The 14,554-nt window shown below is 58.0% G+C and carries 13 protein-coding genes; 1 reads left to right on the top strand and 12 read right to left on the bottom strand.

The genetic code is table 11. From position 1 onward, the window contains the following. Positions 1-88 precede the first annotated feature (88 nt). The 6 genes from odhB to sdhC form a co-directional block, all read right to left on the bottom strand. Positions 89-1,315, bottom strand: coding sequence for a 2-oxoglutarate dehydrogenase complex dihydrolipoyllysine-residue succinyltransferase (gene odhB, locus CWM58_RS18025; RefSeq protein WP_061155311.1), 1,227 nt, complete (start codon positions 1,313-1,315; stop codon positions 89-91). Between the two features lie 14 nt (positions 1,316-1,329). Further along, a complete protein-coding gene (sucA, locus tag CWM58_RS18020; RefSeq protein WP_061155312.1) occupies positions 1,330-4,137 on the bottom strand; it encodes a 2-oxoglutarate dehydrogenase E1 component in 2,808 nt (935 codons plus the stop codon). Between the two features lie 382 nt (positions 4,138-4,519). Beyond that, positions 4,520-5,236, bottom strand: a complete 717-nt coding sequence (sdhB, locus tag CWM58_RS18015) for a succinate dehydrogenase iron-sulfur subunit SdhB (protein ID WP_002894954.1) — start codon at positions 5,234-5,236, stop codon at positions 4,520-4,522. A 15-nt stretch (positions 5,237-5,251) separates the two neighbouring features. Next, positions 5,252-7,018 carry a succinate dehydrogenase flavoprotein subunit gene (gene sdhA, locus CWM58_RS18010; protein WP_061155313.1) on the bottom strand — a complete coding sequence of 589 codons (1,767 nt, stop codon included), beginning with the start codon at positions 7,016-7,018 and terminating at the stop codon, positions 5,252-5,254. Beyond that, a complete protein-coding gene (gene sdhD / locus CWM58_RS18005) occupies positions 7,018-7,365 on the bottom strand; it encodes a succinate dehydrogenase membrane anchor subunit (RefSeq protein ID WP_002894949.1) in 348 nt (115 codons plus the stop codon). Before sdhD ends, sdhA begins: the two co-directional genes overlap by 1 nt. After that, the gene (gene sdhC, locus CWM58_RS18000; RefSeq protein ID WP_061155314.1) at positions 7,359-7,763 is read right to left on the bottom strand and encodes a succinate dehydrogenase cytochrome b556 subunit; all 405 of its coding nucleotides are present in this window, start codon (positions 7,761-7,763) and stop codon (positions 7,359-7,361) included. The genes sdhD and sdhC overlap by 7 nt, the downstream gene beginning before the upstream one ends. A gap of 640 nt (positions 7,764-8,403) precedes the next feature. Between sdhC and gltA the strand changes: the two genes are divergently transcribed. Next, the gene (gltA, locus tag CWM58_RS17985; RefSeq protein ID WP_061155315.1) at positions 8,404-9,687 is read left to right on the top strand and encodes a citrate synthase; all 1,284 of its coding nucleotides are present in this window, start codon (positions 8,404-8,406) and stop codon (positions 9,685-9,687) included. A 66-nt stretch (positions 9,688-9,753) separates the two neighbouring features. On the opposite strand, the gene nei is transcribed toward gltA, so the two are convergent. From nei to CWM58_RS17955, 6 genes are read right to left on the bottom strand one after another with little or no spacing between them, the layout of a single operon-like run. After that, positions 9,754-10,545 (bottom strand): endonuclease VIII, encoded by a 792-nt coding sequence (gene nei / locus CWM58_RS17980; protein ID WP_061155316.1) that lies wholly within the window; start codon positions 10,543-10,545, stop codon positions 9,754-9,756. A 15-nt stretch (positions 10,546-10,560) separates the two neighbouring features. Then, the gene (gene pcp, locus CWM58_RS17975) at positions 10,561-11,205 is read right to left on the bottom strand and encodes a pyroglutamyl-peptidase I (RefSeq protein ID WP_100681477.1); all 645 of its coding nucleotides are present in this window, start codon (positions 11,203-11,205) and stop codon (positions 10,561-10,563) included. Between the two features lie 29 nt (positions 11,206-11,234). Further along, the gene (gene pxpA / locus CWM58_RS17970; protein WP_100681476.1) at positions 11,235-11,987 is read right to left on the bottom strand and encodes a 5-oxoprolinase subunit PxpA; all 753 of its coding nucleotides are present in this window, start codon (positions 11,985-11,987) and stop codon (positions 11,235-11,237) included. Further along, positions 11,977-12,909 (bottom strand): 5-oxoprolinase subunit PxpC, encoded by a 933-nt coding sequence (gene pxpC, locus CWM58_RS17965; protein ID WP_061155319.1) that lies wholly within the window; start codon positions 12,907-12,909, stop codon positions 11,977-11,979. The genes pxpA and pxpC overlap by 11 nt, the downstream gene beginning before the upstream one ends. Further along, complete coding sequence (gene pxpB, locus CWM58_RS17960; protein ID WP_061155320.1) at positions 12,903-13,559, bottom strand: 5-oxoprolinase subunit PxpB; 657 nt, start codon at positions 13,557-13,559, stop codon at positions 12,903-12,905. Before pxpB ends, pxpC begins: the two co-directional genes overlap by 7 nt. A gap of 14 nt (positions 13,560-13,573) precedes the next feature. Further along, positions 13,574-14,317 (bottom strand): type 2 GTP cyclohydrolase I, encoded by a 744-nt coding sequence (locus CWM58_RS17955; protein ID WP_100681475.1) that lies wholly within the window; start codon positions 14,315-14,317, stop codon positions 13,574-13,576. Positions 14,318-14,554: the final 237 nt, after the last annotated feature.

The raw sequence follows: 14,554 nt of genomic DNA, 5'->3' as shown, positions 1-14,554 counted from the left end.
GCGCTAGCGTCGCCATCAGGCATCTCATCAACGCCGGATGGCGGCATAAATGCCTTATCCGGCCTACGGTAAGTCATACTCTTACTGACTACACGTCCAGCAGCAGACGAGTCGGATCTTCCAGCAGCTCTTTAATCGCCACCAGGAAGCCAACCGATTCACGCCCATCGATCAGACGGTGGTCGTAGGAGAGCGCCAGGTACATCATCGGCAGGATCTCTACCTTGCCATTCACCGCCATCGGACGGTCTTTAATGGCATGCATACCCAGAATGGCGCTCTGCGGTGGGTTGATGATCGGCGTGGACATCAGGGAACCGAAGACGCCGCCGTTGGTAATGGTGAAGTTACCGCCGGTCAGGTCATCTACGGTCAGCTTGCCGTCACGGCCTTTCACTGCCAGCTCTTTGATATTCTTTTCGATGTCCGCCATGCCCAGCAGGTCAACGTCACGCAGAACCGGGGTTACCAGGCCGCGCGGAGTTGATACTGCCATGCTGACGTCGAAGTAGTTGTGGTAAACCACGTCGTCGCCGTCGATGGAAGCGTTCACTTCCGGGTAGCGTTTCAGCGCTTCAACAACCGCTTTCACGTAGAAGGACATGAAGCCCAGACGGATACCGTGACGTTTTTCGAAGGCATCGCCGTACTGCTTACGCAGATCCATAATCGGCTTCATGTTGACTTCGTTAAAGGTCGTCAGCATGGCGGTGGAATTTTTCGCTTCCAGCAGACGCTCGGCCACGCGTTTACGCAGACGGGTCATCGGGACGCGTTTTTCTGAACGGTGACCCAGCTGCGGCGCTGGTGCTGCCGCCGCGGTAGCCGCTGGCGCTTTGGCTTCAGCCGCCGCCGGGGCTTTCGCCAGATGCTTCTCGACGTCTTCACGAGTCAGACGGCCACCCACGCCGGTGCCTTTGATGGCAGCGGCATCGAGGTTGTGTTCCGCCAGCAGGCGACGGATCGCCGGGCTGAGCGCGTCATTGTTCTGCTCTTCCAGAGAGGCTTGCTGGCGCTGCGCCGGGGTGGACGCTTTCGCATCCGCTTTTTCGCTGGTTTCTTTACCTGCGCTGTTGCCTTCACGCAGGCGGCCAAGGATCTGGCGAGACAGGACGGTAGCGCCCTCATCTTCCAGCACTGCATCCAGAATGCCGTCCGCTGATGCCGGTACTTCCAGTACCACTTTGTCAGTTTCGATTTCGACCAGAACTTCGTCACGGACGACCGCGTCGCCCGGTTTTTTATGCCAGGTGGCGACGGTTGCGTCAGCTACGGACTCAGGCAGGTCGGGAACCAGAATATCTACGCTACTCATTGTGTATCCTTTAATTAATCGACGTTCAGCGCGTCATTGACCAGATCTTGTTGCTGTTTCTGGTGAACGGACATGTACCCTACCGCCGGAGAGGCGGAGGCCGGGCGGCCTGCATAACGCAGAGAGGCCCCAAATGGAACTACTTCACGAAGGTGGTGCTGGCTGCAGTACCATGCGCCCTGGTTGAGCGGCTCTTCCTGGCACCAGACAAAATCGTGTACGTGCGAGTAAGCTTTCAGCGCTTCCTGCACCGCCTGATGCGGGAACGGGTAGAGCTGTTCGATACGCACGATGGCGACATCTTTTTGCTCGTTTTTGCGACGCTGTTCCAGCAGGTCATAGTAAACCTTACCAGAGCACAGTACGACGCGCTTCACGGCTTGCGGATCGAGATCGTCGATTTCGCCGATGGCCGGCATAAAGGTGCCGTTCGCCAGTTCGTCCATGCTGGAGACCGCCAGCGGGTGGCGCAGCAGAGACTTCGGCGACATCACCACCAGCGGACGGCGCATACCGCGCAGCGCCTGACGACGTAGCATATGGTAAACCTGTGCCGGGGTGGACGGGACGCAAACCTGCATGTTCTGCTCAGCGCACAGCTGCAGATAACGTTCCAGACGCGCGGAGGAGTGCTCCGGACCCTGCCCTTCGTAGCCGTGCGGCAGCAGCATCACCAGACCGCACATCCGGCCCCATTTCTGTTCGCCAGAGGAGATGAACTGATCAATGACCACCTGCGCGCCGTTGGCGAAGTCGCCGAACTGCGCTTCCCAGATGGTCAGCGTACGCGGCTCTGCGGTGGCGTAACCGTACTCGAACGCCAGGACGGCTTCTTCAGACAGCACCGAGTCCCAGACGCGGAACTGGCCCTGGCCGTTGTGCACATGCTGCAGCGGGGTATAGGTAGAACCGTTGCTCTGGTTATGAATAACCGCATGACGGTGGAAGAAGGTGCCGCGACCGGAGTCTTCACCGGACAGACGCACCGGAATGCCTTCGTCAACCAGAGTGGCGTAAGCCAGGTTTTCGGCACCGCCCCAATCGAACATCTTCTCACCGGCGGCCATCAGCTGGCGATCGCCGTAGATTTTCGCCACACGAGACTGCATTTCGATACCTTCCGGCACCGTACTGATGCGTTTGGCCAGCTCTTGCAGACGTTTTGGCTCCACTTTATCCGGATAGCTCTCATCCCACTCGTGGTTAAGGTAGGGAGACCAGGTAAAGGAGTGCATATTCATCGGACGCCACTCCTCCACCACGCACTCGCCGGCATCCAGCGCATCGCGGTAAAGGTTAACCTGCTCGGTCGCGTCTTCCAGCGTCGCGACTTTGTCCTGCTCCAGCTTGTCAGCATAGATTTTGCGCGGGGTCGGATGCTTTTTGATTTTCTGGTACATCAGCGGCTGGGTAGCGCTTGGTTCGTCGGCTTCGTTGTGGCCGTGACGGCGGTAGCACACCAGATCGATGAAGACATCGCGTTTGAAGGTATTACGGAAATCCAGCGCAAGACGGGTAACGAAAGCAACGGCTTCCGGGTCATCCGCGTTAACGTGGAAAATCGGCGCCTGAACCATCTTACCGATATCGGTACAGTATGGCGTAGAACGCGCATCCAGCGGGTTGGAGGTGGTAAAGCCAACCTGGTTGTTGATAACGATGCGCACGGTACCGCCGACTTCGTAACCGCGGGCTTTCGACATGTTCAGGGTTTCCTGAACCACGCCCTGGCCGGTAACGGCGGCGTCGCCGTGAATAGTAATAGGCAGAACTTTGTTGCTGCTTGGCTCGTCCAGACGATCCAGACGGGCGCGTACGGAACCGATAACCACCGGGCTGACGATCTCCAGGTGCGACGGGTTAAACGCCAGCGCCAGGTGAACCAGACCGCCTTCGGTTTCCATATCGGAAGAGAAGCCCATGTGGTACTTCACATCGCCGGTGCCGAGATGTTCTTTATGTTTGCCCGCGAACTCGTCGAACAGGTCCTGCGGTTTTTTACCCAGCACGTTGACCAGCACGTTCAGACGGCCGCGGTGCGCCATGCCCAGCACCACTTCGCGGGTGCCGCTTTTGCCTGCATGGCGGATCATCTCTTTGAGCATTGGGATCAGGGCATCACCGCCTTCCAGCGAGAAGCGTTTCGCCCCCGGGAATTTGGCGCCGAGGTAGCGTTCCAGCCCTTCTGCAGCGGTCAGTTCACTGAGGAAGCGTTTTTTCTCTGCCGCGGTGAAGCTCGCTTTACCCGCTACCGACTCAATACGCTGCTGGATCCAGCGTTTTTCCTCAGTAGAGGTGATATGCATGTATTCCGCGCCGATGGAGCCGCAGTAGGTTTGCTTGAGGGCGGCAATCAGCTCGCCCAGCTTCATCGTGTCTTTACCGATGGCAAATGAACCTACGTTATAGCTATCCTGGAAATCGGCCTCGGTCAGATCGTGGTAGGCCGGATCAAGATCCGCCACTCTCTCTTGCTTCCACAACCCCAGCGGATCGAGATTCGCATGCTGGTGGCCACGGAAACGGTATGCGTTGATGAGCTGCAGGACTTTAACCTGCTTCACATTGGTGTCAGGGTCGGAAATCGAAGAAGTGTAACGTGAGGCATCCTTCGCCAGTCGACGGAAATAATCACGTGTTTTGGAATGGAATTGATCCGGTTTAACTCCGGTGCCAGGTAACTGCTGGAACATCGAACGCCAGTTGGCGTCAACAGAGTCAGGATCGGTTAAGAAGTCTTCATAGAGCTGTTCTATCCAGCTCTGGTTCGAACCAGAGAGGAAAGAAGAGTCCAGCCAGGCTTTCATTGCGCCGTTCTGCATCGTGATCCCTTAAGCATTTTTATGCTTATTTCGCCGTAGAAACTACCACGCACACCGAGTGCACGTGCCGGGGTTCACTTTTTGCGGACGAGTTGTGGTTTCTATCCGCTAAGGAACCTTTAAAAACTGCCATTAATCTTCAGCGTTCAGGCTGCGGTTGCGTTGGCTGCCTTCGCTTACCCCGGTCACATAGTTCACTATGCTCCCGGGGATGCGCTCAGTTGCCGCCTTACCTCGCACTGAACGCCTCGATTACTGGTACATATTTGGCGGTTTTTAAAGATTTCCTGCTATCTGTCCCCCGGCAGCGCTTACGCTTGCCGGGGCTACTGCTTTGGTAGCCCGGATAAGCGCAAGCGCCATCCGGGACAGACCGTGTTGCTTACGCGCTGCGCTGCAGCAGCATCGACTTAATATGGCCGATGGCGCGCGTCGGGTTAAGCCCTTTAGGACACACACTGACGCAGTTCATAATGCTGTGACAGCGGAATACGCTGAAAGCATCGCTCAGGCCGTCCAGGCGCTCGCTGGTTTCAGTATCGCGACTGTCGATCAGGAAGCGATACGCGGCCAACAGGCCTGCCGGGCCGATGAACTTGTCCGGGTTCCACCAGAACGACGGGCAGGAGGTTGAACAACATGCGCACAGAATACACTCGTACAGACCATCGAGTTTCTCACGCTGCTCAGGCATCTGCAGATGCTCGCGAGCCGGAGGATTTTGCCCATTATTCAACAAGTAAGGCTTAATCTTCTCATATTGTGCATAGAATTGCCCCATGTCTACCACCAAATCACGGATAACCGGTAATCCTGGCAGTGGACGGATAACAATCTTCTTGCCCGGCTGATTCAGCGCGGAGATCGGCGTGATGCACGCCAGACCGTTTTTCCCGTTCATGTTCAGGCCATCGGAACCGCAAACCCCTTCACGGCAGGAGCGGCGGAACGACAGCGACGGATCTTTTTCTTTCAGCTGGATCAGCGCATCCAGCAGCATCATGTCGCGACCTTCTTCCGCTTCGAGGGTGTAATCCTGCATGTGCGGAGCGTCGTCAACATCCGGGTTATAGCGATAAATTGAAAACTCGAGTTTCATTTTCCTGTCTCCGCATTAGTAAGTACGAATCTTCGGCGGGAATGCCGGACGCAGTTTCGGTTCCATGTTGACGCTACGACGCGTCATGGATTCCGACTCTGGCAGATACAGGGAATGGCACAGCCAGTTTTCATCATCACGATCCGGGAAGTCGAAGCGGCTGTGGGCGCCACGGCTTTCGGTACGGAAGTTGGCGGATACGGCCGTTGAATAGGCGGTTTCCATCAGGTTATCCAGCTCCAGGCACTCGACGCGCTGGGTGTTGAACTCGCTGGAAGTATCGTCCAGGCGCGCATTTTTCAGACGCTCGCGGATCACTTTCAGCTGCTCCAGGCCCTTGTGCATCGCATCGCCTTCACGGAATACCGAGAAGTTATGTTGCATACATTCCTGCAACGCTTTGCGGATAGCAACCGGGTCTTCGCCGGAGCGGGTGTTGTTCCAGCGGTTGAGACGGTCCAGAGAGGCTTCGACATCGGATTCGCTGGCTGCGCGCAGGGCGCCCTGCTCGGCGATGGACTCCTGCAGATGCAGGCCCGCCGCGCGGCCGAAGACCACCAGGTCCAGCAGTGAGTTGCCGCCCAGACGGTTGGCGCCGTGTACCGATACACAGGCAATTTCGCCTACCGCGAACAGACCCGGGATCACCACGTCTTCGCCCTTCTCATTCACGGTCAGCGCCTGGCCGGTGACTTTGGTCGGAATACCGCCCATCATGTAGTGGCAGGTTGGGATAACCGGGATCGGCTCTTTAACCGGGTCAACGTGAGCAAAGGTACGGGACAGCTCAAGGATACCTGGCAGACGAGATTCCAGAACCTCTTTGCCCAGGTGATCCAGTTTCAGTTTCGCATGCGGGCCCCACGGACCATCGCAGCCGCGACCTTCACGGATTTCGATCATGATGGAACGCGCCACCACGTCACGACCCGCCAGGTCTTTCGCGTTCGGCGCATAACGCTCCATAAAGCGCTCGCCGTGTTTGTTCAGCAGGTAACCGCCTTCGCCGCGGCAACCTTCGGTGACCAGCACCCCTGCCCCGGCGATACCGGTCGGGTGGAACTGCCACATTTCCATATCCTGCACAGGAACGCCTGCGCGGATGGCCATCCCGACGCCGTCACCGGTGTTGATGTGGGCGTTGGTGGTGGACTGATAGATACGGCCTGCGCCGCCGGTCGCCAGCACGGTGGCGCGGGCTTTAAAGTAGACCACTTCGCCGGTCTCGATGCACAGGGCGGTACAACCGACCACCGCGCCGTCCTGGTTTTTCACCAGATCGAGGGCATACCATTCGGAGAAGATAGTGGTGTGGTTTTTCAGGTTCTGCTGATACAGGGTGTGCAACAGCGCGTGGCCGGTACGGTCAGCCGCCGCCGCGGTGCGTGCCGCCTGCTCGCCGCCGAAGTTTTTCGACTGGCCGCCGAACGGGCGCTGATAAATACGGCCGTCATCAAGACGGGAGAACGGCAGGCCCATATGTTCCAGCTCAAGAATCGCTTCCGGGCCGGTCTTACACATATATTCGATGGCGTCCTGGTCGCCAATATAGTCCGACCCTTTTACGGTGTCGTACATATGCCATTCCCAGTTATCTTCATGGGAGTTACCGAGCGCGACGGTGATACCACCCTGCGCGGAAACGGTATGGGAACGGGTAGGGAACACTTTGGAGAGCAGTGCACAGGTCTGTCCGCTCTGGGAAATTTGTAGCGCCGCGCGCATGCCTGCGCCGCCGGCACCGATAACAACAGCATCAAACTCTCTGACTGGCAATTTCATTACACACCCCACACCACAACAAATCCATAAAGAACGTAAGCCACCAGCGCCACAACGATAGCCAGTTGCAGAACCAGGCGCAGGGCCAGTGGTTTAACGTAGTCCGTTAACACCTGCCACATCCCGATCCAGGCATGGATGAGAATGGAGACGAGAGCCAGCAGAGTGAAGACTTTAGTGAAACCGGAGGCAAAGAATCCGGTCCACACTTCCCATGAGATTTCACCGGTGGTGGCAAAGAAGCCAACCATGTAGATGATGTAGAGGGTCAGAACGATGGCGGTAGCACGGACCAGAATAAAGTCATGTACGCCGTTGCGTCCCAGTGCTGAGGCGTTGCTTACCATACGAGGACTCCTGCGAGAAGTGAAAGCACGACAGTAATAACAAAAGAGATTTTGGCGGAACGTTTCCCTGCTTCGAGGGTTTCGTCCAGGTAGCCAAAGTCCATCAGCAGATGGCGGATACCGACAACCACGTGGTAGGCCAGCGCGGTCAGAATGCCCCACATGATGAACTTCACAAAGAAGCTATCCATGATTGAGGCCGCCGTCAGAAAACCTTCTGGGGAGGAAAGGCTGGTGCCCAGCAACCAAAGCAGAATTCCGACCGCCACGAAGGTGATGACACCGGAAACGCGATGGAGAATGGACGCTATCGCCGTGATTGGGAACCGTATCGTTTGTAGATCCAGATTGACAGGTCTTTGTTTTTTCACATTTCTTACCATGAATAACGCCCACATGCTGTTCTTATTGTTTCCTTCCTCCGGTCTGCTTGCGGGTCAGACAGCGTCCTTTCTATAACCAGAAGTCATGTTAAAACGTCTTTTCAGGCATTAAAACATCACTAAACAACGCTGGGTGGCTCGGGATTGCAGGGTGTTCCGGAGACCTGGCCGCAGTATAGGCCGTTCACAAAATCATTACAATTAACCTACATATAGTTTGTTGGGTTTTCTCCGGAACAGTGATCAAGGTCACGATAACAACATTTTTTTAATTTTTAATCACCTGATTTGACAAATATTAAACATTCTTGTTACAACCATTACCAGTTAAATGCAATAATGCTCAAAAGTTATGGGGTCACTCTTTCACCTGAGAATAAGTTATGTAACAGTGTGTCAGTATTGACCGATGTAATCAGGACAGTTATTAGTGGTATATAGGTTTTAATATTCGGACTGCTAAAACGCTGATTTGCTGTTGTTTCACCGCAGCCCTGAAGGACGTACCATCAAGCGCCGTTGCTCTGTACCCTGCCCTTTTCGCTGACGCAGAGCTGTGTGCAACATAACAAACTGGTAACGTATGCAGGCGCGGGCCGAAAGCAAATCCACCACCCGGCAGTCTTAAGCAATAAAGGCGCTAAGGAGACCATAAATGTCTGATGCTAAAGCAAAAATCACCCTGGGTGGTGACACTGCTATTGAACTGGATGTGCTAAAAGGCACGCTCGGTCAGGATGTTATTGATATTCGTAGTCTTGGTTCAAAAGGCGTATTTACTTTTGACCCAGGTTTCACATCCACCGCTTCTTGTGAATCTAAAATTACGTTTATCGATGGTGACGAGGGGATCCTGCTGCACCGCGGCTTCCCGATCGACCAGTTAGCGACCGAATCTAACTATCTCGAAGTTTGTTATATTCTGCTGTACGGTGAAAAACCGACTCAGGCCGAATATGACGAATTCAAAACCACCGTCACCCGCCACACCATGATTCATGAGCAGATCACCCGTCTGTTCCATGCGTTCCGTCGCGATTCCCACCCGATGGCGGTGATGTGCGGGATCACTGGCGCCCTGGCGGCGTTCTATCATGACTCCCTCGACGTGAATAACCCGCGTCACCGCGAGATTGCCGCCTACCGTCTGCTGTCCAAAATGCCAACCATGGCAGCCATGTGTTACAAGTATTCTATCGGCCAGCCGTTTGTTTATCCGCGCAACGACCTCTCCTACGCCGGCAACTTCCTGCGCATGATGTTCGCCACACCGTGCGAAGAGTATGAAGTCAATCCGGTGCTTGAGCGCGCGATGGATCGTATTCTGATCCTGCACGCCGATCACGAGCAGAACGCGTCGACCTCGACGGTACGTACCGCCGGCTCCTCCGGCGCTAACCCGTTCGCCTGTATCGCAGCCGGTATCGCCTCCCTGTGGGGACCGGCACACGGCGGCGCCAACGAAGCGGCGCTGAAAATGCTGGAAGAGATCAGCTCCGTTGAACACATTCCGGAATTTGTCCGTCGTGCGAAAGACAAAAATGACTCTTTCCGCCTGATGGGCTTCGGCCATCGTGTTTACAAGAACTACGACCCGCGCGCCACTGTGATGCGTGAAACCTGCCATGAAGTGCTGAAAGAGCTGGGCACTAAAGACGACCTGCTGCAGGTGGCCATGGAGCTGGAGCATATCGCGCTGAACGACCCGTACTTCATCGAGAAGAAACTTTACCCGAACGTCGACTTCTACTCCGGTATCATCCTGAAAGCGATGGGTATTCCGTCCTCCATGTTTACCGTTATCTTCGCCATGGCGCGTACCGTGGGCTGGATTGCGCACTGGAACGAAATGCACAACGATGGCATGAAGATCGCCCGTCCGCGTCAGTTGTACACCGGCTACACCAAACGCGATTACCAGTCTGACATTAAGCGGTAATCTTGTCGTACCGGATAACAATAAACGCGCCAACTGGCGCGTTTTTTTATCTACCTGACAGCCGGCTTAATGCTGGCATCCGGGACACCAGTAAAACGGCCGTGAGGAGAGTGTCGTCTTCTCAATCACCCCCCCGCAGCGCTCGCACCTTTCCCCGTCACGATGGAAGACCTTAAAGCGAAACAGCGCGCCGTGATGCCTGTTGTCATCCGCCTGGCCGCGGGTTCGATAAGAAAGCCGCGGGATATCCAGCAGCGCGTGCGCCAGCGCATCCAGCTGACTATCGCTCAGTTCAGCGGCTTTACGCTTTCCGCTTAATCCCACCTGCCAGAGGATCTCCACCCGCAGATAGTTACCGAGCCCGGCCAGAAAGGCCTGATCCAGCAGCAGGCCGGAAAACTGACGATGGCGGAATTTGGCCGACAGCAGCCGCGCTTTCACCTCCTCCGCGGTTAACGTCATATCCAGCACATCTGGCCCCACGCGCAGTAAAAACGGGTGATGGGCAACCTGCTCCGCCGTGAGCATTTCAATGTCCGACGCGCTGTAGAGCAGAATCGCCTTGCGGGCGGTCTGCAGCCTGACGCGCAGCACCCGGTTAGAGGCGGGCTGTTCCCCGGCATCGACCACGCGCCAGACACCGTACAACTGATTATGGCTGTACAGAGTCAACCCGCCGGAGAAGCGGGTCAGCAGGGCTTTCCCCCGGGTGTCAATATGGGTAACCCGCTGACCCATCAGCGGGGTTTGGTAGGGTTGCAACTGGGGAAAGGCAAACCAGACGTCGGTTAAAGGTTCGCCTTTGATTGCCGCCTCCAGTTTATCCGCCGCGCGGCGGATCTCCGGACCTTCCGGCATACTGTCATCCTTCTGTTAATGGGTGGCGCCGCCGCCCAGTTTACTATCCACCGACTGGCGCAGCGCCACGGCAATGGTCGTTTCCAGCGCCTCCCGCACGGTGGCGGTCGCCATACTCGGCTCGCCGGGATGGGCCGCCGCCTGCGCCGGTAGCCATGGAATATGGATAAAGCCGCCCCTGACGCCAGCCTGCTCCTGCAGCTTATGTAGCAAACCATACATCACGTGATTGCAGACGAAGGTGCCGGCGGTTTGGGAGACCGAAGCCGGGATCCCGCGATTGCGCAACGCGCTGACGATCGCTTTGATCGGTAAGGTGCTGAACCACGCCGCCGGCCCCCCGTCGACGATCGGCGTGTCGACAGGCTGCTGGCCGTTGTTATCGGGAATGCGCGCATCATCGACGTTGATAGCCACACGTTCAACGCTGATATCGACGCGACCACCAGCCTGCCCCACGGCAATGACCAGCCTCGGCTGCAGGTCTTCTATCGCCGCGTAGAGCACCGACAGCGCCTCGCCAAACACACAGGGGAGCTGACGGGCGATCACCTGCTGCCCGGCAATCATCGTCCCGTTCAGCTGCCTCACCACTTCCCATGAAGGGTTAACCGTCTCGCCATCAAAGGGTTCAAAACCGGTTAACAACACGCCTGCCATCATCCTCTCCTTCCCGGTCATTCAGGTTGTCACGCTTCAGCGTCCAGTTGCGCGCTGACCAGAATATGGCGCCCGGCAAACGCCGCCCGCAGACGGCGGGCAAAATCCAGCGCGTGCGGGCCATCGCCGTGCAGACACACCGTCTGCGCCACCACGTTGGCCCACTCGCCGCTGATGCTGCGCACCCGGTGGTGTTGCACCATCTCGAGGGTTTGCGCCAGGGCCTGCTCTTCGCTGTCGATCAGCGCGCCGGGCTGGCTACGCGGCACCAGGCTACCGTCGGCCAGGTAGCCGCGGTCGGCAAACACCTCCTGGCGCGTCGTCAGGCCATAGTGCTGCCCGGCACGGATCAGTTCGCTGCCCGCCAGCCCCACCAGCACCAGCTTCGGGTTAACATCACGGACCGCGCGGGCGATGGCATCCGCCAGTGGCGGCGATTTGGCCGCCTGGTTATAAAGCATGCCGTGCGGCTTCACATGCTGCAGCTCGCCGCCCTGCGCCTGAACGATCGCCGCCAGGGCGCCAATCTGATACAGCGTCTGGGCATAGACCGTTTCCGGCGGCAGATCCATCGCCGTACGACCAAAATTTTCCCGGTCGGGATACCCCGGATGGGCGCCCACCGCCACGCCGTACTTCAGCGCCTCGCGCACGCTCTGCACCATCAGCCGGGCATCGCCGGCGTGAAAACCACAGGCGATATTCGCCGAGGACACCAGCTGGAGCAGCGCGCTATCGTTCGCGCCCCCTTCCCCGAGATCGGCATTGAGATCAATCATCATCGTGGAGTCTCCAGGCCAGTTGTTCAAGATAACGCTGACGATCGGCCCGCGCCTTCAGCGCCTCCTCCAGCGAGCAGGCGACGAAGTGGATCGGCTGCCCCAGCGGGATCTGCGCCAGCTGGTACATATCAGCCTCAATAATGCAGGCGATGCGCGGATAACCGCCGGTGGTTTGCGCATCGTTCATCAGCACGATGGGCTGGCCGTTGTGCGGCACCTGCACCACGCCAGGCAGCAGACCGTGCGACAGCATTTCGCGATCGGTAGTCCGTTTCAGCGGCTGCCCCTGCAGGCGGTAACCCATGCGGTTGCTCTGCGGGCTGAGCTGCCAGGGAGAGCGCCAGAACGAGGCCTGCGAGGCCGCATCAAACTCGTGATATTCCGGGCCCGGCAGCGCGCGAATGCGATTGTCCAGCGGCAGCTGCTTGACGCCGCGCGAGGTGGTAAAGCGCCGGGCGGCTTTCCCGAGCTTCAGCTGGTCGCCATCCTGCAGGCGGCGTCCTTCCAGACCGCCAATCCCCGCCTTAAGATCCGTGCTGCGCGAGCCAAGCACCACCGGGACCGCAATCCCGCCCGCCACCGCCAGATAGCTGCGGATGCCATGCTGCGGCGTTTTCAGCACCAGCCGCTGCCCGGCCCGGTAAGCGGTGCGCCAGCCCACCCAGACCGCTTTGCCGTCCAGCGTCGCTTCGCAGGCGGCGCCGGTCAGCGCGAACCAGCCGCTGCGGGCAAATTCAATCTCCACCTGGCCGAGGGTTATCTCCAGCCCGGCAGCGTTCGCCTCGTTGCCAACCAGCAGATTGGCAATCACCAGCGCCGGATAATCCAGGGCGCCGCAGCGACTGATGCCAGACTGGCGCAGGCCTTCTCGTCCACCGTCCTGTACCGAGGTGTACAGACCGGCGCGGATCAGGGTCAACATACCCCCTCCTTTTGCGGCACAAAGCGAATTTTATCCCCCACGCGCAGCAGCGCAGGCTCCTTACGCGCCGGGTCAAACAGCGTCAACGCGGTCCGCCCCAGCAGCTGCCAGCCGCCGGGCGTCGCCAGTGGATAGATACCGGTTTGCGCGCCGCCGATGCCCACCGAACCGGCCGGGACCCGCACGCGCGGTTCGGCGCGACGCGGGGTCGCCAGCGCCGGCGGCAGCCCGCCCAGGTAGGGGAATCCCGGCTGAAAACCAATAAACCAGACCAGGTATTCCACCGAGGCATGCAGCTCCACAACCTGTTTTTCACTCAGGCCGCTGTGCTGCGCCACCACCCCGAGATCCGGCCCGGCCTCGCCGCCGTACACCACCGGGATGGTCAATGACCTCGACTCCGGCGCCAGCGCAAGACTCTCCTCCCACCAGCGCTGTAGACGGTCTATCGCCTCCCACGCCATCTCCTGCGGGCGGCGGAGCACTACGGTGATATTGTTCATACCGGGAATGGCGTCAACCACCTCCTCATGGTGAGACAGACGCTGGGCCAATCCCCAGATCCGTTGCTGGCTCTCGAGCGTGACCGGCGGCTCCAGCTCCAGCACGACGGCCGTTTCTCCTAACAGATAACAACGCGCTCGCTGCACTTTTCTCTCTCCCGTCAGGCTGGGTTAGGAATATCAATAAAGGTGACATCCAGGTCGGTCGTTTCCGTCAGCCATTCGCTGAGGGCGCGAATGCCGCCGCGCTCGGTGGCGTGGTGGCCAGCGGCATAAAAATGCAGCCCCTGTTCGCGGGCAGAGTGAATGGTTTGTTCCGACACCTCGCCGGTGATAAACGCGTCCACCCCAAAGCGCGCCGCGGCGTCAATAAAGCCCTGGCCGCCGCCAGTACACCAGGCGATGCGGCTGACGGTGTCCGGCCCGGTATCGCCGCACCACAGCGGCTTGCGCCCCAACCGCGCTTCGATCCAGGAGGCCAGTTCGAGGCCGGAAACCGGCATCGACAGTTCGCCCCACGGCACCAGCGGTTCGATTTCACCCAGCACGTTAATCCCCAGCAGATGCGCCAGCTGCGCGTTGTTGCCCAGCTCCGGATGGGCATCCAGCGGCAGGTGCCAGCCGTAGAGATTGATATCGTTGGCCAGCAGCGTTTTCAGGCGGCGGCGCTTCATGCCACGGATCACTGGCGACTCGTTTTTCCAGAAATAGCCATGATGGACGATCACCGCATCCGCCTGCAGCCGAACGGCTTCATCCAGCAGCGCCTGGCTGGCCGTCACCCCGGTGACGATCGTGTGCACCGTGTCACGACCTTCCACCTGCAGACCGTTAGGGGCGAAATCACTGATGGCCGCACTATTGAGCTTGTCGTTTATCAGTTGTTCCAGTTCGCTATTTTTCATCGCCACTCCAGCAGATAATCAGGGTATACAAAGGCATAACATAACCAGATCCATTCGGGCCGTCGATAGTCCACTACCGGCACCGACCATGACTTTTTACCGGATCCCGCATTTTGTCTACCCACCCCGTCGCGCATTCGTGTATATTTATGCACTAATAAAGCATATTAAATAACCAGAAAGCCCCTCAAGCCATGAATATGACTAATTAAGCGCTATTCATGCAGAACGATCGAC

The sequence above is a fragment of the Klebsiella sp. H-Nf2 genome, from assembly GCF_002806645.1.
Taxonomy (GTDB): Bacteria; Pseudomonadota; Gammaproteobacteria; order Enterobacterales; family Enterobacteriaceae; genus Klebsiella; species Klebsiella variicola.
Note: the sequence above shows the minus strand (reverse complement) of the source record. Positions and strands in the feature narration are given on the sequence as shown.